Genomic DNA, 21,907 nt, shown 5'->3' with positions numbered 1-21,907 from the left:
GGTCTGCCCGCTCGTCGGCGTGGTGATCGCGGTGCCGACGTTGCTGCTGAACCCCGCGGTCGGGTCCGCGACGGTGCCGGCGTCCGCCTCGGCCCGGTCGACCGGGTGCCCCGGGTGGTCACTCATGCCAGCCCCGCCCTCTGCCGGTAGTCCTCGACGAGTGCGCGCAGCTCGGGGCCGTGCGGGCGCCGTCCGGGACGGATGTCGCAGGTGAGCACCTTGGACTCCTGGATGTGGACGTTGGGGTCGAGAGTGATCGACAGCAGGTCGTTCGCGCTGTCGCCGGTGGCCAGCCCGTTGTGGCCGTAGTGCCACGGCACGCCGATCTGGTGGGTCTCGTGACCCTCCACCCGCAGCGGTTTCATCCTGTCGGTGACGAGCACCTTGAGCTCGATCGCGCTCCGCGCCGTCACGACCGTGGCCCAGCCGTTGTGCGTGAGCCCTCGCTCCCGCGCGAGCTCGGGGGAGACCTCGCAGAACGCCTCCGGCTGCAGCTCGGCGAGGTAGGGCACGAACCGGGTCATGCCGCCGCCGGTGTGGTGCTCGGTGAGCCGGTAGGTGGTGAGCACGAACGGGAACACGTCCGATCCAACGGGGTGGTGGCGGTTCTCCGGGTCCTCGTAGAGCTTCACCGCCGGGTTGCCGTTGTGGTGCGGGTGCAGCGTGTTGCGGTAGGGCGTCTCGATCGGCTCGTAGTGGGTGGGCAGCGGCCCGTCCACCAGTCCGCTCGGCGCGAAGAGCCAGGCCTTCCCGTCGGTCTGCATGATGAAGGGGTCGGTGCCCGCCAGCGCCTCACCGGCCTTGGCGTCCAGCGGCGGCTCGTAGTCCGGGGCGGTGTCGGGCGGGAAGTCCGGGACGTCGCGGCCGGTCCAGCGCTCGCCGTCCCACCACACGAGCGCCTTCCGCTCGCTCCACGGCTTCCCGTCCGGGTCGGCGGAGGCGCGGTTGTAGAGCTGGCGCCGGTTGGCCGGCCACGCCCAGCCCCATTCCGCGGCCACCCAGTCCTGCTCCCGGGCTGGCTTGCGCCGCGCCGCCTGGTTGACCCCGTCCGCGTACACGCCGCAGTAGATCCAGCATCCGCAGCGGGTGGAGCCGTCGTCGGTGAGCTGGGTGTAGGCGCTGAGCAGCTCGCCGTCGGGGCCGTAGCCGTTGATCTCGCGCAACACGTGGTCGGCGGACGGCTCCGCCTTCGGCCCGTGGGTCTCGTAGTCCCACGTGAGGGCCTTCACCGGGGCGTCGCTGGGGTCGTCGGAGTCGCGCAGGCGCTCCTTGACGATGCGTCCGAGGTGGTAGAAGAACCACAGGTCGCTGCGGGCGTCCCCGGGCGGCTCCACGGCCTTGTGCCGGTACTGCAGCAGCCGCTGGGTGTTGGTGAACGTGCCGTCCTTCTCCACGTGCGAGGCGGCGGGCATGAGGAACACCTCGGTGGCGATGTCCTCGGTGCGCAGCTCGCCGCTCTCGACCTCGGGGGAGTTCTTCCAGAACGTGGCGGTCTCCACGCAGGACATGTCCCGCACGACCACCCACTCCGCCTTCGCCAGTGCCAGGCGCTGCAGCCGGGCGTTGGCTCCGCCGACGGCGGGGTTCTCGCCCGCCACGATGTAGCCGGGCACGTTGCCCTCGAGCATGTCGAGCACGGTGGCGTAGTTGTTGTGGTCGCCGGACAGGCGCGGCAGCCAGTCGAAGCCGTAGTCGTTCTCCGCGGTGGCCGCGTCGCCGAACCACGCCTTCAGCAGGCTCACCACGTAGTTGGGCATGTCGCCCCAGAAACCGGCCTTGCCGGCGTCCGGCTCGACGTAGTCGGCCAGGGAACCGCCCCGCTCGCCCGCCGGCATCGGCAGGTACCCGGGCAGCAGGTTGAACAGCGTCGGGATGTCCGTGGAGCCCTGGATCGACGCGTGGCCGCGCAGCGCGAGGATCCCGCCACCCGGGCGGCCGATGTTGCCCAGCAGCGTCTGCAGGATCGACGCGGCGCGGATGTACTGCACGCCGACGCTGTGCTGGGTCCAGCCGACGGCGTAGGACCAGTTGGTGGTGCGGTCCCGGCCGCTGTTCTCGGTGATGGCGCGGGCGAGCTCGAGGAAGGTCTCCTGCGGGATGCCGCAGACGTCCTCGACGAACTCCGGTGTGTAGCGCGCGTAGTGCCGCTTGAGGATCTTGAACACGCAACGCGGGTGCCGCAGCGTGGGGTCGCGGTGCGGCTTGTGCGGCACGGACGCGCCGCCGCTGCCGTACTTGTCACCGCCCGCGGTCTCGCGCTGGTGCTCGCCCCCGTGGGCGTCCTCCTCGTCGCTGTCGTCCGAGCCGGGCTCGTACGTCCACGACGACGGGTCGTAGGCGTGCTCGTCCTCGTCCCAGCCGCTGAACAGCCCGTCGAGGTCCTCGGTGTCGAGGTAGTCCTCGGAGATGATCGCCGCTGCGTTCGTGTAGGCGACGACGTACTCCCGGAACTCGAGTCCTTCCGAGAGCACGTGGTTGATGAGGCCTCCGAGCAGCGCGATGTCGGTGCCGGCCCGGATCGGGACGTGCAGGTCGGCCAGGGCGCTGGTGCGGGTGTAGCGGGGGTCGACGTGGATGATCTTCGCCCCGCGCAGCTTCGCGTCCATGACGAACTGGAACCCGACGGGGTGGCACTCGGCGAAGTTCGAGCCCTGGATCACGATGCAGTCGCTCTTGGCGAGGTCCTGCTGGAACGTCGTGGCGCCGCCGCGACCGAAGGAGGCTCCCAGACCGGGAACCGTTGAGCTGTGTCAAAGGCGGGCCTGGTTCTCGACCTGGATCGCGCCGAGAGCCGTGTACAGCTTCTTGATGAGGTAGTTCTCCTCGTTGTCCAGCGTGGCGCCCCCGAGGTGGGCGATGCCCATCGTGCGACGCAGCGGCCGGCCGTTCTCGTCCGTGTCCTGCCAGGTCCGACGGCGGGTGTCCAGGACGCGGTCGGCGATCATCTGCATCGCCGTCTCGAGGTCGAGGTCCTCCCACTCGGTGCCGCCAGGGCGCCGGTAGCGGACCTTCGTGAGCCGGTCCGGCCGGGTCACGAGCTGCTTGGAGGCCGCGCCTTTCGGGCAGAGCTTGCCGAGCGAGATGGGGGAGTCGGGGTCACCCTCGATCTGGGTGACCTCGCCGTCCCGCACGAAGACGCGCTGCCCGCAGCCCACCGCGCAGAACGGGCAGATCGACGGCACGACGCGGTCGGCGTCGGCGAGGCGCGGGCGCAGCGCGTCGGTACGGGGAGATCGGACGGCCTCGCCGCGCGCGGTGTGGTCCGGCCCGGTCGCCTGCCGGACGACGGGCCAGAGCTCGAGCCATCGGCGCACACCCACGCGGCCCGGTTCCCCGGTGATCAGCCGCTGAAACCTACCTGGCGGGGACGGTCAGCCGGCGTGCTCGAGCGCCTGCGGCACGCCCTCGGCGATGTCGAAGATCCCCAGCAGGCCGGTGGCCTCCAGTGCGCGGGTGACGATCCGGGAGCCGGGCACGAGGCGCAGCGTGTGCCGCCTGCGGTCGGCCTCGTCCTTGGCCGCGACGAGCACGGCGAGGCCCGCCGAGCCGAGGAACGTGACGTCGGTGAGGTCGAGGACCAGCAGCGGCACGGCCGCGACCTGCTCGTCGAGGCGGGTGCGCAACACCGGTGCGGTGAGGGTGTCGATCTCCCCGACGACGTGCACGACCCGGGCGTCCGGACCGTGGCTGACGACGTCGAACCGGATGACCTCGCCGATGTCGTCGCTCTCTTCGGGGGTCCCGTGATCGGCGGGGATGTCGCCGCTCATGCGCACCGGCTCCTCGATGTGGGTGTCGTGGACTCGGGGTGCGGTCTGTCCTCGGGCCGCTGTTCAACCCTACGGAGGGCCTCTGGGGCACACAACAACACCCCCCCGCTCGCGACGGGCGCCGGCTACCCCGCGATGATCGCCGCTTCGCGGTTGTCGAATATCGCGTTGTCGCCGTCGGGAACGATCGCCGAGCCCTTCAGCATGATTCCGGACCGGTTGGCGAAGATGAGGTTCCCGGCGATCTGCACGTCGCCGTCGATGTCGACGTAGACGCCGTAGCGCCCGTTCTCGCCGAGCGTGTTGGTGCGCAGCGTGGTCAGGGCCGCCTCGCTGACTACGCGGATCCCGTCCTGCTTGTTGCCGCGGCTCTGGTTGTTCTCGACGAGGTTGTTCTGGGACGTCTGGGTGATCCCGATGCCGGACTCGTTGTTGTCGTACACGCGGTTGTTCCGGATGACGTTGTCGTTGGACTCGTTGAGGTTGATGCCCTGCGCCGCGTTGGCGAAGCTGTCGTTGCCCTCGATCGTGTTCCCGCTGGACCGCAGGTAGACCACGATTCCGTGGTGGTTGTTGCGGTAGACGATGTTGTCGCGGATCACGCTGTCGACGCAGTCCTCGGCGAGGATGATGCCGTGCTTGCCGTTGTCGTGGACGATGTTGCGTTCGATGGTCAGGTTGTGCGACGCGGTGTGCGGGTCGATGCCGTAGAGGATGTTGTCGTGGAACTCGTTGTCGGCCACGACGAGCCCGCCCACCTCATAGGTGTACAGCCCGAAGTAGTTGTGCGACACCAGGCTGTTGGTGATCTTCCCGCCGGTGCCCTCTGTGCGCCACGAGAGGCCGTAGGACTCGACCTCGCCGTGGCCGAGGTAGCGGAGCTCGGCGCGGTCGATGGCCATCTGGGCCCCGTCCCGGGCGAGCAGGTAGCCGCGGCCGTCCGCGGGGTCGGTGTCGACGGTGCCCTTGGCCGGGTCCCATGACGTGATGCAGGCGCCGCTCACGTCGATCCCGCCCCCGAACGCCTTCACCGAGGCGTACCGGCCGGCGGTGCTCAGCAGCTTGAGCCAGCGGGTGGCCGGGGCGGCGATCTGCACGGACGTCCCGGGCAGCACCGCGAGGTCCGCGCCGAGCAGCCACTCGCCCGGCGCCTCCTCCCGCAGCAGGTCCGGGTTGCCCAGTGCCTGCGCCAGCGCCGGCAGGGTCACGCCCTGCCCGGCCGAGAGCACCACGGCGTTCTGAGCGGGGTCGAACTGGGCCTGGACGCCGGCAGGCGGTGGGGACGCAGGCCCCTCGGGCGCCTCCCGGGTGCAGGGGTGCGCCGGGTCGATCTGGACCGCGGCAACGGCCTCGTGCCGCACGAGCTGCTGCGGCTCCGGCGGGATGCTCCCGATCACGGCGAGCGCGACCGCGCTGCCGAGTACCCCGAGCGTCGCCACGAGGAGGGCGGCCCGGGCGGGGATCTGTGAGGTGTTCATGGTTCTCCTCGGGCGGCGGCGCGCGGTCAGCCGGTCGCGCCGACGGGCACCGGCGGTAGCCGGCGCCTGCGGATGCCCGCCCGCCGCTGCCGCGTGGCGTGCACCTGCTCGAGCACGATGGCCAGCAGGATCAGCGGCACGCCGATCGCGCTGAGCAGGTTGAGCGGTGGCAGGCTGAGGTCGTTGGTGCCGTGCTGCTGGATCGGCCCGCGCAGCGCCTCGAGCGCGTGCACGCTGGACCCGGTCAGGTGGAACCGGCTTCCCGGCAGCGCGTTGACGCCCAGGTTGAGCGCGTCGACGCTCACCTCGTCGGCGCGCACGAGGTCCGATGAGCGCGAGTGGATGCCCTCGGCCGCACCGTCGATCGTGACGCCGGAGATCGTGGTGGCTGCGGCGACGTCGATGCCGGTGGCGCCGCCGGTGATGCGGCCGCCGATGATCTCCGCGTCGGCGCTGGCGCTCCGCACGGCGTCCGAGGCGACGTTGCGGGCCAACAGGTCCGCGATCACCACGCCGGTCGTGCCCGCCGTCGCCACGACGCCGTCGCGCCCGCCGTCGAGCACCAGCCCCGCCAGGCGGATGCCCTCCGCGCCGCGCTCGACGCGCACGGCGGCGCGCGAGTCGCTGACCTGCACGCCGCTCAGCAGCACGTGCTTGCCACCGATCCCGACGCCGGCCACGCGGGCTCCGTCGATCTTCGAGTCCCGCAGCTCGAGCCCGTCCGTGCTCTTCTCGATCACGACACCGCGCCGGCCGCCGGACGTCCGGAGGTGGTCGAGCACGATCCGCGCACTGCTGACGTGGACGTACACGCCGGCGGGCTGGTCGGTGGCGGTGAGGTCGGTGACGTGCACGTCGGTCGAGCGGTTGATCCGCAGACCGCCGGACTGGTCGCCGGTGGTGTCGATGTCGGCGAGCTGGCCGCGCGTCTGCCCGACCACCACCACGCCGTAGCCGCCGTTGCCCTTCGTCGTGATGCCGGTGACCGGGCGGTCGGTGCTCTCGCCTGCGACCACCACCCCGTTGTCGCCGTTGCCGAGGGCCCGGATCCCCTTCATGGTCGTTCCGCGGTCTCCGGTGAGGACGAGCCCGTCACCGACGGACCCGGTGAACGTGACGTCCTCGAGGTGCACGCCGTCGGAGCGGGACAGCTCCACGCCGGTGGTGTTGCGCTGCACCGTGGTGCGCACCAGGGAACCGGTGGCGCCCTGGTTGAACGTCACGCCGGCGCGCCCGCCGTCGATCCCGGTCGACGGGGTGCCGAGGTCGCTGATCGTCGAGTCGACGGCCTCGAACCTGCCGCGGGCGGAGACGGCGAAGAACGGCCGGCCGGGCGACGTGGGGGCGACGGCCTGGCGCGTGGTCGGATCGGCCGACGTGACCGTGACGCCGTTCAGCGACACCCGGCCGCTGCCGGTGTAGATCGCCGTCGCGTCCTGCGGGGTGGGCCCGCCGATCAGCTCGAGCCGCTTGATCGGGTTCCCGACCTCCAGCGCGGTGCCGGGGGTGAGCACGATCGCCGCGCTCAGCGTGGCGGTGCCGTCGGACGTCGCGAGCCAGTTGCTGGGCAGCGCCCGATCGAGGGTGTTGATCGTGACCGTGCCACCCCCGCCGACCTGGCGGGTGAGGCGGCCGTCGGTCACCACGTCGATCCGGTTCGAACGCACGACGGCCATCCGGTGCGGCCTGCCCCGCTTCTCCCACGTGATGCGGACCTTCCGCGCAGCCTCCGCGCGCTTGGCGGCCGCCCGGGCGGCCCGCCGGGCGGCCTCGGCACGCGCCTGCGCGGCCGCCCGCTCTGCGGCCGACGGCCCTTCCGGGTTCGGATCGGGCACCTGGACCGGCTGCGTCGCGGCAGTCGGGGCGACGACCGCCGGGGCCGCGTACGCGACCCCTCCGAAGAGCTCGCCGCTCAGCAGGACGCCGACCGTCCCGAGCACCGCGCCCGCGGCGGCGAGCCTGCTGAACCAGGCTCGGCGGCTCATACCGGTGCCTCCGTGCGTGGCTCGCTCGGGGTCTTCAACTTCACGGTCTCGGTGGGGGCGTCGGCCGCTGCCTCTTCCTCGTCCACGGCTGCCGCCTCCGGTGGTGCCTCGGGTTGCTGCTCCGGCTCCAGCTGCGTCCCGGCTCCGGACGTGCGCACCACCTCGCCGTTCTCGACGGCGACCTGGCGGGTGAGCCAGCGCTGGCGGCGGATCGTGAGCAGTGCCTGGATCTTGATCAGCGCCATGACCCAGGAGACGAACACGTAGCCGGGTACGAGGAAGAAGCTCGACGGCCTGCGCCGGATGTGCGGCAGCAGCTTGGCCGAGCGGCTGATCTGCCACCACAACGCGAGCACGACCGCGAAGATCCAGTTGTGGTTGACGAGGGCGACCACCATGAAGATCGGGCCCAGCAGGAGCGTGAAACCGCTGACCGCCTTGTCGACCATCGTGTAGGCGAGGAACGGGTGCTTCCACACCCATGGCCGCGACAGCGCCCGCAGGTCGGACCGCCAGGTGTTGCGCGCCCAGCGCAGCCGCTGGCGGAAGAAGATCCGCCACTGGTCCGGGAAGGTCGACCAGACCTCCGCGGTGCGCTGCATGTAGGTCAGGTAGCCGCGTTCGAGGACGAGCGTGGTGAGGCGCTTGTCGTCGCCCGAGAGGCAGGGCACGCCCCAGAACGCCTCGTCCATGAAGTCGTCCTCGATCTCCAGCAGCAGCTCGCGGCGGTAGATCGCGGTCCGGCCGGAGAGGCACGAGACGGCCTTGCCCAGGTAGGTCTGGCTGGCGTTCTCGTCGAAGTAGCGGTGGTCGAGGAACATGTCCGTGATCCGGGCGAGGAACCCGCGGGCCCCGTAGACGGACTGCCGGGTGCCCACGCCACCGATGCGCGGGTCCGCGAACGGCTTGCACACCTCGGACGCGACATCGGCCGCCCACACGGTGTCCGAGTCGACCAGCGCCACGAGGTCGGTCGTCGCCTTGCGCCAGCCCCGACGCAGTGCGTCCCGCTTGCCGGGAACGGTGGTGACCACGACCGTCACCGGATAGCGGCGGGCGATCTCCTGGCAGACCCGGTCGGAGGCGTCGATGACGAGGATGACCTCGTCGACGTCGTTGGCGAGCCACGACTCGATTGCCGCGGCGAAGACGTGCGGGTCCTCCTGGTAGACCGGCACGACCAGGCTCATCGACAGGCGGTGCTCGTCCAGGACGGGCCGGTAGAGCACCGCCGGGATGCGCCGCACGAGCCAACAGCCCCAGCGGAACAGGCCGAGCATCCCCAGCGGGGTGCCCAGCACGTAGTAGTAGAGGGGAAGGTTCATGCCGGCCCGTGCTGCTGCCGGTGGGTGCCCGCCATGGCGCGAGCGCGCAGCTGGTCGGCGTCTGCTGCGTGGGTGGCGGTGTCGACCTCGTCCGAGACGATCGCGGCGAGGCGGTCGTTGGTCTCCACCACCGCGGAGAGCAGCGGCATATCCACCCCGATGGTGTCGGCGAAGCCGAGGAACCCGCAGGTGTCCTTGGGCAGGCAGACGCCGCCGTACGGGGCGCCGCCGCGGATGCCGTACTGCGGGTTGATGGAGCCCTCGGCCGAGCGGGCCACGGTGGCGGCGATCGGGTCGAGGTCCACGCCGAGCTTCTGGGCGACGAGCCACATCTCGTTCCAGAAGCTGATCTTGGTGGCGTTGTAGATGTTGTGGGCGCACTTGACGAACTCGGCCTCGGCCGGGTCGGCGAAGGTGCGCAGCTCCCCACCGAAGGGCGAGAGCAGGGTGCGCAGCCGCTCCACCGTCTGCGGGTCGCGGCTGGCGATCACCGTCATCCACGGGTGCGCGAAGTCCTCCGCCGCCGACACGGCGCGCAGGAACTCCGGGTTGGACGCGAGGCCGAAGCCCTCGCCGACGGTGCGGCCGGACTGCTCCTCGAGCACCGTGCGGACCAGGCTCTCCGTGGTGCCCGGCGGCACCGTGGAGCGCACGACCACGGTGTGGTGCGCTGGCGCCGCCGCGATGGCGCGTCCGACTGCGGCGGTACCGGCGGTGAAGGCCGACAGGTCGTAGCGGTGCCCGTCGTTGGGCGTGGGCAGGGTCAGGAAGATCAGGGAATCCGGCTCGCCGGTCAGGTCGATCTCGGTGCGCACGTCCAGGCCGCGCTTCCGCAGCTCCCGCACCCGCTCGGGCGCGATGTCGATGAACGTGACGTCATGACCGGCCGCCAGGAAGCCCTCACCCGTCGCCGTTCCCACGACGCCCGAACCCATGATGAAGATCCTCGACGACTGCATGGAATTGCACCTTCCCCTATTTCTCGGCGGTCGAACCTGTCGCGTCAGGGGAGATGGTTCCGCAATCCAGCGGCTCCACGATCGTGTATGCGCTGATTACACGGCGTATCCGGCCACGGTGGGCTATCGGTGGCTCGGTAGCCTGTTCGGGCAGCTCAGCCGTGCGATATGGCTGTCACAGCCGCTTCGCGCGCGGCAGGCCCGACCTGTGTCGTTCAACTTTGCGTAACCAGCTTTGTGACGTGGGTCACCGGGAAATGCACCTGGTCCGGTGAATCCGGAGCAATTATCGGGGCACCCGTATCCATCCCGGAAACAGCCGTTCGGGTGGCCTCGGGCGCCGCCCGGCGCAAAACCTACCCGGCGTGTGACCGTTCGGCGACCTGCCGCTCGGACGGGCGCATCCCCCGCGCGGGAGCGGCGTTTGCCGACCGGCTCCGTCGGGCGGTCGCCTTCACCCAGAGTGCTCGACCTCCGGGGAGCAGCGGACAGCCTCGGCAACGGCGTCCGGCTCGGGGCCGCGAGCTCTACCGACCAGCGCGTCGAGCAGGGGGAGGTGCGCGGCACGAGAGCCCCGGTCGGACGTCGATCGAGCGAAACGAGAGCGGCCCGGGCGCATCAGACCAGATGCGCCCGGGCCGGCTGCGCCCGCGGTCGGGCGGCTCGTTCGGGTGGCTCGTTCGGGTGCGAGGTGCTCCCCGCGGAGGATGTCAGTCGCTGAGGATCGCGCCGTTCTGGTTCTCGAAGATCGAGTTGCTGCCGTCGGGCACGACCGCTGATCCCTTCAGGAGGATCCCGGAACGGTTGGCGAAGATCAGGTTGTCCGAGATGTCGAGGTCGTCGCCGTCGATGTCGACGTAGACGCCGTACCGCCCGTTCTCGCCGATGGTGTTGCCGCTCACCTTCGTGCCGCTCGACTCGCTCACGACACGCACGCCGTCCTGCTTGTTCCCACGGACCTGGTTGTTCTCGACGCCGATGTTCCGCGACGTCTGCGTGACGCTGATCCCGGCCTCGTTGTTGTCGTAGACCCGGTTGTTGCGGATCGTGCTGTCGTTGGACTCGTTGACGTTGATGCCCTGCGAAGCGTTCGCGAAGCTGTCGTTGCCCTCGATCGTGTTCCGGTCGGACCGCAGGTACAGCACGATGCCGTGGTGCGCGTTGCGGTAGACGACGTTGTTCCGGATGACGCTGTCGGTGCAGTCCTCGGCGAGGATGATGCCGTGCTTGCCGTTGTCGTGGGCCACGTTGCCCTCGATGAGCATGTCGTGTGACCCGGTGTGCGGGTCGATGCCGTACAGCTTGTTGTCGTGGAACTCGCTGTTGGTGACGACGAGCCCGGCCACCTCGTAGCTGTACATGCCGAAGTAGTTGTGGGACGAGACGCTGTTGGTCATCTTCCCGGTCGTGCCCTCGGTGCGCCAGGAGATCCCGTAGGACTCGACGGTGCCGTTGCCGAGGAACCGGAGCTCGGCGTGGTCGATCTCCATCCGCGCGCCGTCGCGGGCGAGCAGGTAGCCGCGGCCGTCGTCGAGGTTGGTGTCCGCGGTGTTCGCGCCGGGGTCCCACGTGGTGATGCAGCTGCCGACTACGTCGAGGCCACCGCCGGACGCCTTCACCGCGGCGATCTTGCCGTTCTCGCTGATCAGCCTGAGCCACTTCACCTCGGGCGCCGCGATCCGCAGCGACGCCCCCGGGACGATGGAGATGTCGGCGCGCAGCTCCCACACGCCGTCACCGACCTCGCGGAGGTTGCCGCCCGACCGCGGGGCCAGCGCCGGGAGGGGCACGTTCTCGCCGGCCGACAGCGTGATCGTCGGCGGACCGCCGGGGCTCGCCGGTGGGTCCATGCGCACGGTGGGGGCGCCGCCGCCGCCACCGCCTTCGCCTCCCGTCCACGGCTCCCTGGAGCACGGCGCGGCGGGGTCCACCTTCTCGGAAGGCGGGGCCTCCTTCTTCGCGACCGGCTCGGGCGTCGGGTTGGCGCAGGCGCTCGCCAGCAGTGCGGAGACGGCCAGGAGGACCCCGAGCGCGGCGGTCCGGCCGCGGGGGTGGGCAGCACGGGAAGCGATCTGTCGAGACATCGTCTGGGTCATCCTCGGGTCGGCACCGGCGTCGCGGCCGGTCGTCGTGATGCGCCCGTGGCGCCCGGGGCGGCGGGCTCCTCTTCCGAGGACGGTGCCCCGCCGCCGCAGCGCGGAGGCGGAGCACCGGGACGTGGACTGGGACATCGGTCCGGCTAGCCGGCTCCCACCGGGATCGCCGGGGGCAGGCGCTTCTTGTTGCCGCCCACCTTGCGCTGCCGGAAGGAGTGCACCTGCTCAAGCACGATGGCCAGCAGGATCAGCGGCACGCCCATGGCGGCCAGCAGGTTGAGCGGCGGGAGGCTGATGTTGTTCACGCCCTCCGGGACGAACACCCCCCGGACCGCCTCCAGCGCGTGCACGCTCGAGTTGGCGAGGACGAGCTGGCTACCGGGCGCGACGTCCAGGCCCAGGCTGGTGGCCTCGATCGCGACGTTCTCGGCGCGCACCATCTCGGGTGAGCGGACCCGCATGCCCGCGCTGGGCCCGTTGATCGCCACCGCGCTGATCGTGGCCGGGGCGGTGACCTGGATGCCCGTGGAACCGCCGGTGATCGTGCCGCCGTTGACGACGGCGTTCGGAGTGGCGAGCCGGATCGCACCGTCCGAGACGTTGTTCGCCGTGAGGTCGGTGATGGTGACGTCCGCCGCACCGGCCGAGCTGACGACCCCGTCTCGGCCGCCGTCGATCGTCATGCCGGTGAGCTGGACGTGCGCGGCCCCGCGCTCGAGGCGAACGCCCGCCTTGGCGTCGGTGATCTGCACGCCGTTGATGCGGACCTCCTTGCCACCGACGTTGACACCGGCGACGCGGGAACCCTCGATCGTCGAGTTCTTCAGCTCGAGGTTCAGGGTGCTCTTCTCGATCACCACGCCCCGGCGGCCTCCGCTCGTGCGGATGTTGTCGAGCACGATGCCGGTGCTGCCGACGTGGGTGAAGATGCCGATCGGCTGGTCGGTTGCCGTGTAGTCGGTGATCTCGATGTTCTTCACCTGGTTCAGCCGCAGCCCGCCCGCCTTGTCGGCCTCGGTGGCGATGCCGCTGACCTTGGCGCCGTCCTGCTGGGTGACGACCAGGCCGTAGAGCGCGTTGTTCTTCGTGGTGAGCCCGCTGACCGATCGGTTGGAGTTCGCCCCACCGACGAACATCCCGTTGCCACCGTTGTTCTCGGCGCGCAGGTTGGCCATGCGGGTGCCCTTGTCGGCGTTGAGGACGATGCCGTCGGTCTGCGACTCGGTGACCGTGACCCCGTCGAGGTTCACGTTCTGGGCCCGCGAGACCTCCACGCCGATGTTGTTGCGCTGCAGCGTGGTGCGCACGAGCGACCCGGTGCTGTTCGGGTTGAAGCCCACGGCGGGCTCCGCGGTCACCTGGCCGTGCTCGGGGACGCCCATGTCGGTGATGGTGACGTCGGTGGCGTGGATCTCACCGCCGGTCGCCGCCTCGAGGAACGGCCGGCCGGCCGCCTCCATCGGCAGCGGCTGCCCGCCGCGGTCGACGCCCGAGAGCGTGGTGTTCTTCAGCGTCAGCCGGCCGCTGCCGGTGTAGATCGGACAGGCATCCGGCGTTTCGGGGCCGCCGAGCACCTTCACGGTGGGGATGTCGGCGATCTCGAAGTTGACGCCGGGCGTCAGGACGATGGCCATGTTCACCGTGGCCGTGTCGCCGTCGATGGTGACCCAGTCGGCCGGCAGCATCCGGTCGAGTTCCTTGAGCGACAGCACGCCGGGACGCCGGGGGACGAGGGTGGTGAGCCGCCCGTTGTCGACCACCTCGACGCGGTCGACGCGCACGGTGACCATCTGGCGGGGCCTGCCGCGCTCGTCCCACGAGGAGCGGGCCTTCGCGGCCTGCTCGGCGCGCTCGGCGGCCTCCCTGCGGGCGCGCTCCTCGGCCTTGCGGGCCTTCTCGGCGGCCTTCGCGGCCGCTTCGGCCGCTTCCTTCTCCGCCTTCTCCGCCGCCTTGCGCTCCTGCTCCGCCCGACGCTTCTCCTCGAGCTCGGCCTGGGAGGGGCCGCTGGGCCGCGGGGCCGGGGCGGGGTCGGGGTCCGGCTGGGGGTCGGGCTCCGGTTCGGGCTCGGGCTCCGGTTCGGGCTCGGGCTCGGGCTCGCTGGCGCCGCCGCCACCACCGCCCGGGTCGCTGCTGCCGCCGTCGCCTGCAGGCGGAGAGGACTGGACCATCGCCACGCCACCAGGCGCAGGCGCTGCCGCCGCGGCCGATGCGGCCGTGGCGGGAAGAGCGAGCGCGCTGATGGCGAGGCTCGCCAGGATGATCCTGGCGATGCCCTGCCTGCGCGTCCGGGAGCTGGTCATGCGGCCCTCCCCACACCGACCACCCGCATCGGGATGGTCGCGTCGTCCTCGATGCCGCCGCCAGCGCCCGCTGTGCGTACGACCTGACCGTTCTCGACGGCGACCTGGCGGGTGCCCCACTTCTGGTAGCGGATCGTCATCAGGGCGCGGATCTTGATGAGCGCCATGAGCCAGGAGACGACCACGTAGCCCAGCACGAAGAAGAAACTCGAAGGCCGTCGCACGATGTGGGGCAGGAACTTCGCGGCGCGGCTGATCTGCCACCAGGACACGAGGATCGCGGCGACGATCCACTCCTGCGCGATCAACGCCGTGACCAGGAAGATCGGACCGAGCAGCACCGTGAAGCCCGACAGCGCCTTGTCGATCATCGTGTAGGCGAGGAACGGGTGCTTCCAGATCCAGGGCTTCGACAGCGCCCGCATGTCCGAGCGCCACGTGTTGCGCGCCCAGCGCACCCGCTGCTTGAAGAAGATGCTCCACTTGTCCGGGAACGTCGACCACACCACCGCAGTGCGCTGCATGTAGGTGAGGTAGCCGTGCTCGAGCGTGAGCGTGGTGAGGCGCTTGTCGTCGCCCGACAGGCAGGGGATGCCCCAGAACTTCTCTTCCATGAACTCGGCCTCGATCTCCAGCAGCAGGCTGCGCCGGTAGATCGCGGTACGACCCGACAGGCACGCCACCGCCTGACCCAGCAGGGTCTGGCTGGCGTTCTCGTCGAAGTACCGGTTGTCGAGGAACATGTCGGTGATCCGCGCCAGGAACCCCTTGGTGCCGTAGACGCACTGCCGGGTGCCGACCCCGCCGATGCGGGGGTCGGCGAACGGCTTGCACACCTCGGCGGCCACGTCGGGGGCCCAGATGGTGTCGGAGTCGACGAGCGCGACGAGCTCGGTGCGGGCGGCGCGCCAACCGCGGCGCAACGCGTCCCGCTTGCCCGGGACGTCGGTGATGACGATCCGGACCGGGTACCTGCGTGCGATCTCCTGGCAGGTCGTGTCCGAGGCGTCGATGACGAGGATCACTTCCGCGACCCGGTTGGCGAGCCATGACTCGATCGCCATCGCGAAGATCTCCGGGTCCTCCTGGTAGGTGGGGACCACGATGCTCATCGGAAGCCGGTAGTTGTTGACCACCGGTTTGTAGAGCACTGCCGGGATCCGGCGGACCAGCCAAGTGGCCCACCGGATCAGGCCGAGCACCCCGAGCGGGGTGCCCAGCACGTAGTAGTACGCAGGTAGGTTCATGCCGGCTCGTGCTGCTGCTGTCCGTTCACCACTGCAGCAGCCGTCTCCTTTCCACTGGCAGCCTGGCGCAGCTGGGCGTGCGACGCGGCGTGGGTCGCGGTGTCGACCTCTTCTGAAACGATCGCGGCAAGGCGGTCGTTCGTTTCAACCACCGCGGAGAGCAGCGGCATGTCGACGTCGATGTTGGCCGCGAAGCCGAGGAAGCCGCAGGTGTCCTTGGGGAGGCAGACGCCGCCGTAGGGGGCGCCACCGCGGATGCCGTACTCGGGGTTGATCGAACCCTCGGCCGAGCGCGCCACGGTGGCGGCGATCGGGTCGAGGTCGACACCGAGCTTCTGCGCGACGAGCCACATCTCGTTCCAGAAGCTGATCTTGGTGGCGTTGAAGATGTTGTGCGCGCACTTGATGAACTCGGCCTCGGCCGGGTTCGAGAAGGTGCGCAGCTCGCCACCGAACGGCGCGAGCACCTCGCGCAGCCGCTCGACGTTCTGCGGGTCGCGGCTGGCGATGATCGTCATCCACGGGTTGGCGAAGTCCTCGGCGGCCGAGACGGCGCGCAGGAACTCGGGGTTGGACGCCAGGCCGAAGCCCTCGTTGGCCACCATCCCGGAGTTCTCCTCCAGGGTCTCCTTGACGAGGCCCTCGGTGGTGCCCGGGGGAACGGTGGAGCGCACGACGACCGTGTGGCGGGCGGCGGACCCGGCGAGGGCCTTGCCCACCGAAGCGGTGCCGGCGGTGAACGCGGTCAGGTCGTAGCGGTGCCCCTCGTGCGGGGTGGGCAGGGTGAGGAAGATCAACGACTCGGGCTCGTCGGTCAGGTCGATCGCGGTGCGTGCGTCCCAGCCACGCTCCTTGAGCTCGCTGACCCGCGCCTCGTTGATGTCGATGAACGTCACGTCGTGGCCGGCCTCACGGAAGCCACCACCCGTAGCAGCTCCCACGACGCCCGATCCGACGATGAAGATCCTCGACGACTGCATGGAATGCCCCTCCAATTCTTGGCAACCGTTCCGGTCGCCTCTGACGGACGATGGTTTCGCAGCTGATGGATCCACGAACGCCCAGGTCCTTCGTCACGCAGCGCAACCACACTGGTGGAAGCAGCCACCCGAATGCCCGAGTTTCCCCAGGTCGACGACAGAGTACCGAAGGCGTTGCTCAGCCAGTGGAGTGACCTACCTGAGAGCGTCACAGCGCTTCGTAATCAACTGCTGTGACCTCTGTCACCGCTCGAATCACTCGCTCGGACCAATTTACGGGCACGTCGCCGAATAACGGTAACGTTTCGGCTGATGCCGCTCGCCGTTTCCGCATCGCCGTTCGCCGCCACTCCTAGACAATGAGCGCATAGGGGTCGCCGCTCGGCGCGCGCTCATCATCTCGCGCGCAACCTCGGCGACTTGCGGTCGTTCGGCCGGAGCGGCCGCGGGGGCGAGCGGTCACTGCGCGTGCTCCCCGCCGCTGCCCCGGGTGGGCGACGAGGGACCCGTCCGGGCCATCACCGCGCGGACCTGCGGAATCGTCCCCTTTGGAGCGCAGCGGGTGCTCGCGCCCGAACGCCGCGCCGACCGACAGCCTAGCCGCGCTGAACGCTGCTGGTCGTCATTGCCCGAGCACCCACTGTCGCTGTCTGCTCGGTGATGCGGCGCACCCCGTTACCCTGTTCGCGTGCCGATGGTGTCTCCCGTCCCTTTTCTGCACGGTGACCGGGAGGTCATCGCGGTCCTGCGCGAGCGCAGAGCAGCCCGCACCACTCCCGGTGCCCGTGACGACGATCACCGCGTCGCCCTCGTCATCGGTGGCGGGGGCATGCGCGGCGCGTACGTGGCCGGGATGCTGCGCGCACTCGACCGTGCCGGCCTCGTCCCGGCGTTCGACGAGGTCTACGGGGCGTCGTCCGGCGGGTTCAGCGGCGCGGCCTTCCTCACGGGCGAGGCAGCTGCCTGCGCCGCGAGCTACCCGGAGGACCTCTGCACGGACGTCTTCATCAACATGCGCCGGCTCGGCAGCCGCCGCCCGGTGGTCGCCCTCGACCACCTCGTGCACGACGTGCTCTCCGACCGCAAGCCACTCGCGTGGCACGAGCTGGGGCGCACTCCGGCGCCGCTTCGCGTGGTGGCAACCGACGCAGCGGACCTGACCGCCCACACCCTGGTGGGCATGGAGACGGTCGAGGACTGGAAGCGGGCGCTGCGCGCGAGCGCGTCCATCCCGCTGCTGGCCGGTCCGCCGATCTCGTGGGGCGGACGGCGGTGGGTCGACGGGTCGGTCGCGGAGCCGCTCGCCATGGCGAGGGCACTGCGCGGCGGTGCCACCCACGTGCTCGTGCTGCTGTGCCGGGGAACCGACGACCTCCACCCGGACGCCGACGCCGGGCTCTCCCTGTGGGCCCGCGCGCTCGACCGGCTCGTCCCCGGCCTGGGCTCGCTCGCACAGGGGTCCCGCCGGTACGGCGTCGACCTGCGGCTGGTCACCGACGCCGCGCACCCCGACCGGGGGCCGGGCCACCTGGCCGCCATCGGCCCGGCGCGCTCAGCGGGCATGGGCGCGCTGTGCGTCGACCCCGTGCGCGTCGGCGATGCCGTGCGCATCGGTGACGAGTCGGCGGTGGCCGCCCTCGACGCGGTGGCCGCCTGATCCGGACGGGTTCCGGCCTGTCGGTGCGGAGCGAAGCCATGTTGGACGCGAGCCGCGGGAGCGCGGAGCGGAGGCAGATGAACACCGTCAGGCCGCGGGCCGCCGTCGTCGTAACCGGGAGCGAGCTGCTGACGGGCGTCATCCCCGATCGCAACGGCCCGTGGCTCTCCCGCGAGCTCACCGCGCTCGGCTTCGAGGTGGCGCACGTGCAGGTCGTCGGCGACCGCCCCGGCGACCTCGCCCGCGCGCTCGACCTCGCACTCGAGGACGGCTGCGAGCTGGTCGTCACCAGTGGTGGGCTCGGCCCGACGGCCGACGACCTGACCGCCGAGATCGTCGCCCGGTTCGCGGGCGTGCCGCTGGAGCTGGACGAGGCGATGCACGCGCGGATCGCGCAGATCCTGGCCGGGTTCGCCGCCCGCACCGGCTTCGGTGGCCCCGCATTGGACGCGGCGAACCGCAAGCAGGCCATGGTGCCGCGGGGCGCGGTGGCGCTCGACCCGGTGGGCACGGCGCCGGGGCTCGTGGTGCCCCGGCCGGGCGGCCCGCTCGTCGTGGTGCTGCCCGGACCACCCCGCGAGCTGCAGGGGATGTGGCCTGCGGCGCTGGCGTCGGCGCCCGTGCGGGAGCTGCTCGCGCGCGTGCCCGCTGCCGAGGCCCGCTCGTTGCGCTACTTCGGCCTGCCCGAGTCCGAGATCGCGGCCACCCTGCGCGAGATCGAGGCGGAGCGCGACCTGTCCGGTGTCGAGATCACCACGTGCCTGCGCCGCTCGGGGCTGGAGGTCGACCTGCGCCCGCAACCCGGCGCCGAGTCGGTGGCCGATGCGGTGCACGCTGAGCTCGCCGCGCGGCACGCCCGGCACCTCGTGAGCACCGACGGCACCAGCACCGACGAGCTGCTGGCCGGCGCGCTGCGCGAGCGCGGCTGGACGGTGGCCACGGGGGAGTCGTGCACCGGCGGCATGCTCGCCGCGCGACTCGTCGACCTGGCCGGGTCGTCCGACTACGTCGCCGGCGGGGTGGTCGCCTACTCCAACGAGGCCAAGACCGAGCTGCTGGGCGTGCCCGCCGAGATGATCGCCGCTCACGGGGCCGTGTCGCCCGAGGTCGCGCGGGCACTGGCCGACGGGGCTCGCGAGCGCTTCGGCGCCGACGTCGGCATCGGCATCACGGGTGTCGCCGGACCCGGCGGCGGAACCGAGGCGAAGCCGGTCGGCTACGTCTGCTTCTGCGTCACCACCGCGGACGGCCAGGTGATCGCCCGCGGCCCCCGCCTCCCCGGCGGCCGCACGGACATCAGGGAACGGTCCACGGACGTCGGGATGCACCTGCTCCTGCGCGCCACGCGCCACTCCTGAATCCGACGAACGGCGCGTTGGTCGGATAGGTACCGACGAACGCGCCGTTCGTCGGTACGGGTCAGGCGCCGCGCGCCGCCTCGAAGCGGGTTGCCGCGTCGGCCCAGTTCACCACGTTCCACCAGGCCTTGACGTAGTCCGGCTTGACGTTGCGGTACTGCAGGTAGAAGGCGTGCTCCCACATGTCGAGCATGGCGACGGGGACCTGGCCGGCGGGGAGGTTGCCCTGCTGATCGTAGAGCTGGTGGATCAGTAGCCGCTGCCCGAGCGTGTCCCAGCCGAGGATGGCCCAGCCGGAGCCCTGGATGGTGGTGGCGGCGGCGGTGAAGTGCGCCCGGAAGGCGTCGAAGGAGCCGAAGTGCTCGTCGATGGCGGCGGCGAGCTCGCCGGTGGGCTTGTCGCCGCCGTCGGGGGAGAGGTTGTTCCAGAAGATCGAGTGGTTCACGTGGCCGCCGAGGTTGAACGCGAGGGTCTTCTCCAGGCCGACGATGGAGCCGTAGTCGCCGGTGTCGCGGGCGGCGGCGAGCTTGTCGAGGGTGTCGTTCGCGGCGTTGACGTAGGTCTGGTGGTGCTTGGAGTGGTGCAGCTCCATGATCTCGCCCGCGATGTGCGGGGCGAGGGCGCCGTAGTCGTAGGGCAGGTCGGGAAGCGTGTACGGGGCCATGGGTACTTCCTCGCTCTCGATCGCGTGCGGTGCAGCAGCGATCCTCATGCTCTTGCCAGTGCTTCGCAACTGGGTGGCGGCGACGGCTAATCGCAAGTAGATTGCAACTACCTCGTGCTGGTGATCGTTCTGGCAGCTCGACGTCGGCGGGGGGCGCGGACCCGGCCTCGCGGCCGGGTCCGCGTGATCACCGCAGCTTGCGGAAGAAGGTGCGCAGCTCGTCCACCAGGACGTCCGGTTGCTCCAGCGCCGCGAAGTGGCCGCCGACCGGAGGTTCGTTCCAGTGCCGCAAGTCGGTGTAGCGGCGCTCGATCCAGTGTCGCGGCAGCCGCGCCAGCTCCTGCGGGAAGAGTGTGACCCCGGTCGGCACCGGTACCACGTCCATCCGCCTGCGCTTGTAGCTCTCCCAGTACAGCCGGGCCGACGACGCGCCTGCGTCGGGGAGCCAGTAGAGCATCACGTTGTCCAGCAGCCGGTCGCGGGAGACGACGTTCTCCGGGTGGCCGGCGCAGTCGGTCCAGTCCCAGAACTTCTCCACGATCCACATGCACTGCCCGACGGGCGAGTCCGCGAGGCTGTAGCCGAGCGTCTGGGGCCGGGTCGACTGCTCGTGCGAGTAGCCGGCCCCCACCTTCATGAACGTCTTGCGGGCAGCGAGGCCCTTCTGCTCGGCCTGGGTGAGGGGCTTCGCCTCGTCGTCCGGTGGCGGCCCGGCCATCGGCATCGTGAGGTGGATGCCGACGAGGCTCTCCGGCGCCCCGGTGCCCAGCGCGGAGGTGATCGCCGCGCCCCAGTCGCCGCCGTGCGCCGCGTAGCGGTCGTAGCCCAGCCGGTCCATGAGCTGCGCCCATGCGGTGGCGATCCGCTCCACGCCCCACCCGGGGACCGTCGGCTTGCCGCTGAACCCGTAGCCGGGCAGCGCCGGGATCACGAGGTGGAACGCGTCGGCCGGATCAGGCGGGTCGGTGAGCGCCGGGATGATGTCGAGGAACTCCACGATCGACCCCGGCCAGCCGTGGGTGAGCAGCAGCGGCAGCGCGCCCTCGTGCCGCGAGCGGACGTGCAGCAGGTGCACCTCGACCGTGTCGTCGCCGCCCCCGTCCAGCCCGGTGCGGAACTGGGGGAGGGCGTTCAGCTCGGCCTCGCAGCGGCGCCAGTCGTAGCGGCGGGCCCAGTGGTCGCACAGCTCCCGCGCGTAGTCGAGGGGCACGCCCTGCATCCAGCCCGACGCCGTGGCCGGGTCGGGCCAGCGGGTGCGGGCGAGGCGTTCACGCAGGTCGTCCAGGTCCGACTCGGGGATCTCGATGCGGAAGTCCCGCACTACAACTGCACTCCTCTTGTCAGTGCGCCGTCGACGACGAGGTTGGTGCCGGAGATGAACGACGCCCGTGGGCTGGCGAGCATCATGACGGCGTAGGCGACCTCGTCGTCCGTGCACATGCGCCCCGTCGGGTTGAGCGCCAGCGCCTTCGCGAAGAACTCCGGGTCGTTGCGCTCGATGTTCTGCCAGACGCCGCCTTCGAAGTAGACGTTGCCGGGCGAGACGGTGTTGGCCCGGACCTTGCCCGCCTTCTGGTAGGCCAGGCCGGCCATGTAGTGGACGAGCGCCGCCTTCATCCCGCCGTACGAGCCGGCGAAGAAGTCGACCTCCCGCCCCGACACGCTGGACACGGCGACCACACAGCCGTCGTCGCTGCGTTCCAGGTGCGGAAGCGCCGCGTTGACCAGCCGGACCGTGTGCATGAGGTCGACCTCGAACTCCTTCCGCCAGCTCTCCTCGTCCTGACCCGCCACGATGGCGCTCACGTTGGCGACCGCGATGTCGATGCCGCCGAAGCGTTCCGCCGTGGCCTCCACCCAGCCGGCGAGCCCTGGGCCGTCGGTGACGTCGAGCACGGTGCCCGCGACCTCGTGACCCGCCGCCCGAAGTGCCTCCTCCGCGGCCTTCACGTCCGCGTCGGTGCGGGCGCAGAACGCGACCCGGACCCCTTCGGCCGCGAGGGACTCGACGATCGCGCGCCCGATCCCCTTCGTGCCGCCGGTCACGAGGGCGGTCTTGCCGGCGAGTTGCAGATCCACTCCGGGCTC

The 21,907-nt window shown here is 70.8% G+C and carries 15 protein-coding genes; 2 read left to right on the top strand and 13 right to left on the bottom strand.

Annotation, left to right across the window (positions count from 1 at the left end; genetic code table 11):
- Positions 1-122: 122 nt before the first annotated feature.
- The 10 genes from fdh to FB388_RS27265 form a co-directional block, all read right to left on the bottom strand.
- Entirely contained in the window at positions 123-3,320 is a 3,198-nt protein-coding gene (gene fdh / locus FB388_RS27315) for a formate dehydrogenase (RefSeq protein WP_246122450.1), read from the bottom strand.
- Between the two features lie 51 nt (positions 3,321-3,371).
- Positions 3,372-3,770 (bottom strand): STAS domain-containing protein, encoded by a 399-nt coding sequence (locus FB388_RS27305; RefSeq protein WP_142104994.1) that lies wholly within the window; start codon positions 3,768-3,770, stop codon positions 3,372-3,374.
- A 125-nt stretch (positions 3,771-3,895) separates the two neighbouring features.
- Positions 3,896-5,248 carry a right-handed parallel beta-helix repeat-containing protein gene (locus FB388_RS27300; RefSeq protein WP_142104993.1) on the bottom strand — a complete coding sequence of 451 codons (1,353 nt, stop codon included), beginning with the start codon at positions 5,246-5,248 and terminating at the stop codon, positions 3,896-3,898.
- Between the two features lie 26 nt (positions 5,249-5,274).
- Positions 5,275-7,233 (bottom strand): right-handed parallel beta-helix repeat-containing protein, encoded by a 1,959-nt coding sequence (locus FB388_RS27295; protein WP_142104992.1) that lies wholly within the window; start codon positions 7,231-7,233, stop codon positions 5,275-5,277.
- Positions 7,230-8,558, bottom strand: a complete 1,329-nt coding sequence (locus FB388_RS27290) for a glycosyltransferase (RefSeq protein ID WP_142104991.1) — start codon at positions 8,556-8,558, stop codon at positions 7,230-7,232. Before FB388_RS27290 ends, FB388_RS27295 begins: the two co-directional genes overlap by 4 nt.
- Positions 8,555-9,517 (bottom strand): 2-dehydropantoate 2-reductase N-terminal domain-containing protein, encoded by a 963-nt coding sequence (locus tag FB388_RS27285; protein ID WP_142104990.1) that lies wholly within the window; start codon positions 9,515-9,517, stop codon positions 8,555-8,557. The genes FB388_RS27290 and FB388_RS27285 overlap by 4 nt, the downstream gene beginning before the upstream one ends.
- Before the next feature lie 710 nt (positions 9,518-10,227).
- Positions 10,228-11,601, bottom strand: coding sequence for a right-handed parallel beta-helix repeat-containing protein (locus tag FB388_RS27280; RefSeq protein WP_170225852.1), 1,374 nt, complete (start codon positions 11,599-11,601; stop codon positions 10,228-10,230).
- A 155-nt stretch (positions 11,602-11,756) separates the two neighbouring features.
- Complete coding sequence (locus FB388_RS27275; protein WP_142104988.1) at positions 11,757-13,913, bottom strand: right-handed parallel beta-helix repeat-containing protein; 2,157 nt, start codon at positions 13,911-13,913, stop codon at positions 11,757-11,759.
- Positions 13,910-15,160, bottom strand: coding sequence for a glycosyltransferase (locus FB388_RS27270; RefSeq protein WP_142104987.1), 1,251 nt, complete (start codon positions 15,158-15,160; stop codon positions 13,910-13,912). The genes FB388_RS27275 and FB388_RS27270 overlap by 4 nt, the downstream gene beginning before the upstream one ends.
- Positions 15,157-16,140, bottom strand: a complete 984-nt coding sequence (locus FB388_RS27265; RefSeq protein ID WP_142104986.1) for a 2-dehydropantoate 2-reductase N-terminal domain-containing protein — start codon at positions 16,138-16,140, stop codon at positions 15,157-15,159. The genes FB388_RS27270 and FB388_RS27265 overlap by 4 nt, the downstream gene beginning before the upstream one ends.
- Positions 16,141-16,834: 694 nt before the next feature.
- Here FB388_RS27265 and FB388_RS27260 point away from each other — a divergent pair.
- Entirely contained in the window at positions 16,835-17,797 is a 963-nt protein-coding gene (locus tag FB388_RS27260; protein WP_142106325.1) for a patatin-like phospholipase family protein, read from the top strand.
- Positions 17,798-17,874: 77 nt separating this feature from the next.
- Entirely contained in the window at positions 17,875-19,155 is a 1,281-nt protein-coding gene (locus FB388_RS27255; protein ID WP_142104985.1) for a competence/damage-inducible protein A, read from the top strand.
- A 61-nt stretch (positions 19,156-19,216) separates the two neighbouring features.
- Here FB388_RS27255 and FB388_RS27250 read toward each other — a convergent pair whose 3' ends face one another.
- From FB388_RS27250 to FB388_RS27240, 3 genes are all read right to left on the bottom strand, one after another.
- Positions 19,217-19,819, bottom strand: a complete 603-nt coding sequence (locus FB388_RS27250) for a superoxide dismutase (RefSeq protein WP_142104984.1) — start codon at positions 19,817-19,819, stop codon at positions 19,217-19,219.
- A gap of 187 nt (positions 19,820-20,006) precedes the next feature.
- Positions 20,007-21,140 carry an epoxide hydrolase family protein gene (locus tag FB388_RS27245; RefSeq protein ID WP_142104983.1) on the bottom strand — a complete coding sequence of 378 codons (1,134 nt, stop codon included), beginning with the start codon at positions 21,138-21,140 and terminating at the stop codon, positions 20,007-20,009.
- Positions 21,140-21,898: an SDR family NAD(P)-dependent oxidoreductase gene (locus FB388_RS27240; RefSeq protein ID WP_142104982.1), complete on the bottom strand. Its 759-nt coding sequence runs from the start codon at positions 21,896-21,898 to the stop codon at positions 21,140-21,142. Before FB388_RS27240 ends, FB388_RS27245 begins: the two co-directional genes overlap by 1 nt.
- Positions 21,899-21,907 lie beyond the last annotated feature (9 nt).

It is taken from the genome of Pseudonocardia cypriaca, assembly GCF_006717045.1.
GTDB lineage: Bacteria > Actinomycetota > Actinomycetes > Mycobacteriales > Pseudonocardiaceae > Pseudonocardia > Pseudonocardia cypriaca.
Note: the sequence above shows the minus strand (reverse complement) of the source record. Positions and strands in the feature narration are given on the sequence as shown.

Coding starts and splice junctions, on each gene's coding strand:
- FB388_RS27305 (WP_142104994.1), bottom strand. CDS start 3,770: ATGAGCGGCGACATCCCCGCCGATCACGGGACCCCCGAAGAGAGCGAC.
- FB388_RS27300 (WP_142104993.1), bottom strand. CDS start 5,248: ATGAACACCTCACAGATCCCCGCCCGGGCCGCCCTCCTCGTGGCGACG.
- FB388_RS27295 (WP_142104992.1), bottom strand. CDS start 7,233: ATGAGCCGCCGAGCCTGGTTCAGCAGGCTCGCCGCCGCGGGCGCGGTG.
- FB388_RS27290 (WP_142104991.1), bottom strand. CDS start 8,558: ATGAACCTTCCCCTCTACTACTACGTGCTGGGCACCCCGCTGGGGATG.
- FB388_RS27285 (WP_142104990.1), bottom strand. CDS start 9,517: ATGCAGTCGTCGAGGATCTTCATCATGGGTTCGGGCGTCGTGGGAACG.
- FB388_RS27280 (WP_170225852.1), bottom strand. CDS start 11,601: ATGTCTCGACAGATCGCTTCCCGTGCTGCCCACCCCCGCGGCCGGACC.
- FB388_RS27275 (WP_142104988.1), bottom strand. CDS start 13,913: ATGACCAGCTCCCGGACGCGCAGGCAGGGCATCGCCAGGATCATCCTG.
- FB388_RS27270 (WP_142104987.1), bottom strand. CDS start 15,160: ATGAACCTACCTGCGTACTACTACGTGCTGGGCACCCCGCTCGGGGTG.
- FB388_RS27265 (WP_142104986.1), bottom strand. CDS start 16,140: ATGCAGTCGTCGAGGATCTTCATCGTCGGATCGGGCGTCGTGGGAGCT.
- FB388_RS27260 (WP_142106325.1), top strand. CDS start 16,835: ATGGTGTCTCCCGTCCCTTTTCTGCACGGTGACCGGGAGGTCATCGCG.
- FB388_RS27255 (WP_142104985.1), top strand. CDS start 17,875: ATGAACACCGTCAGGCCGCGGGCCGCCGTCGTCGTAACCGGGAGCGAG.
- FB388_RS27250 (WP_142104984.1), bottom strand. CDS start 19,819: ATGGCCCCGTACACGCTTCCCGACCTGCCCTACGACTACGGCGCCCTC.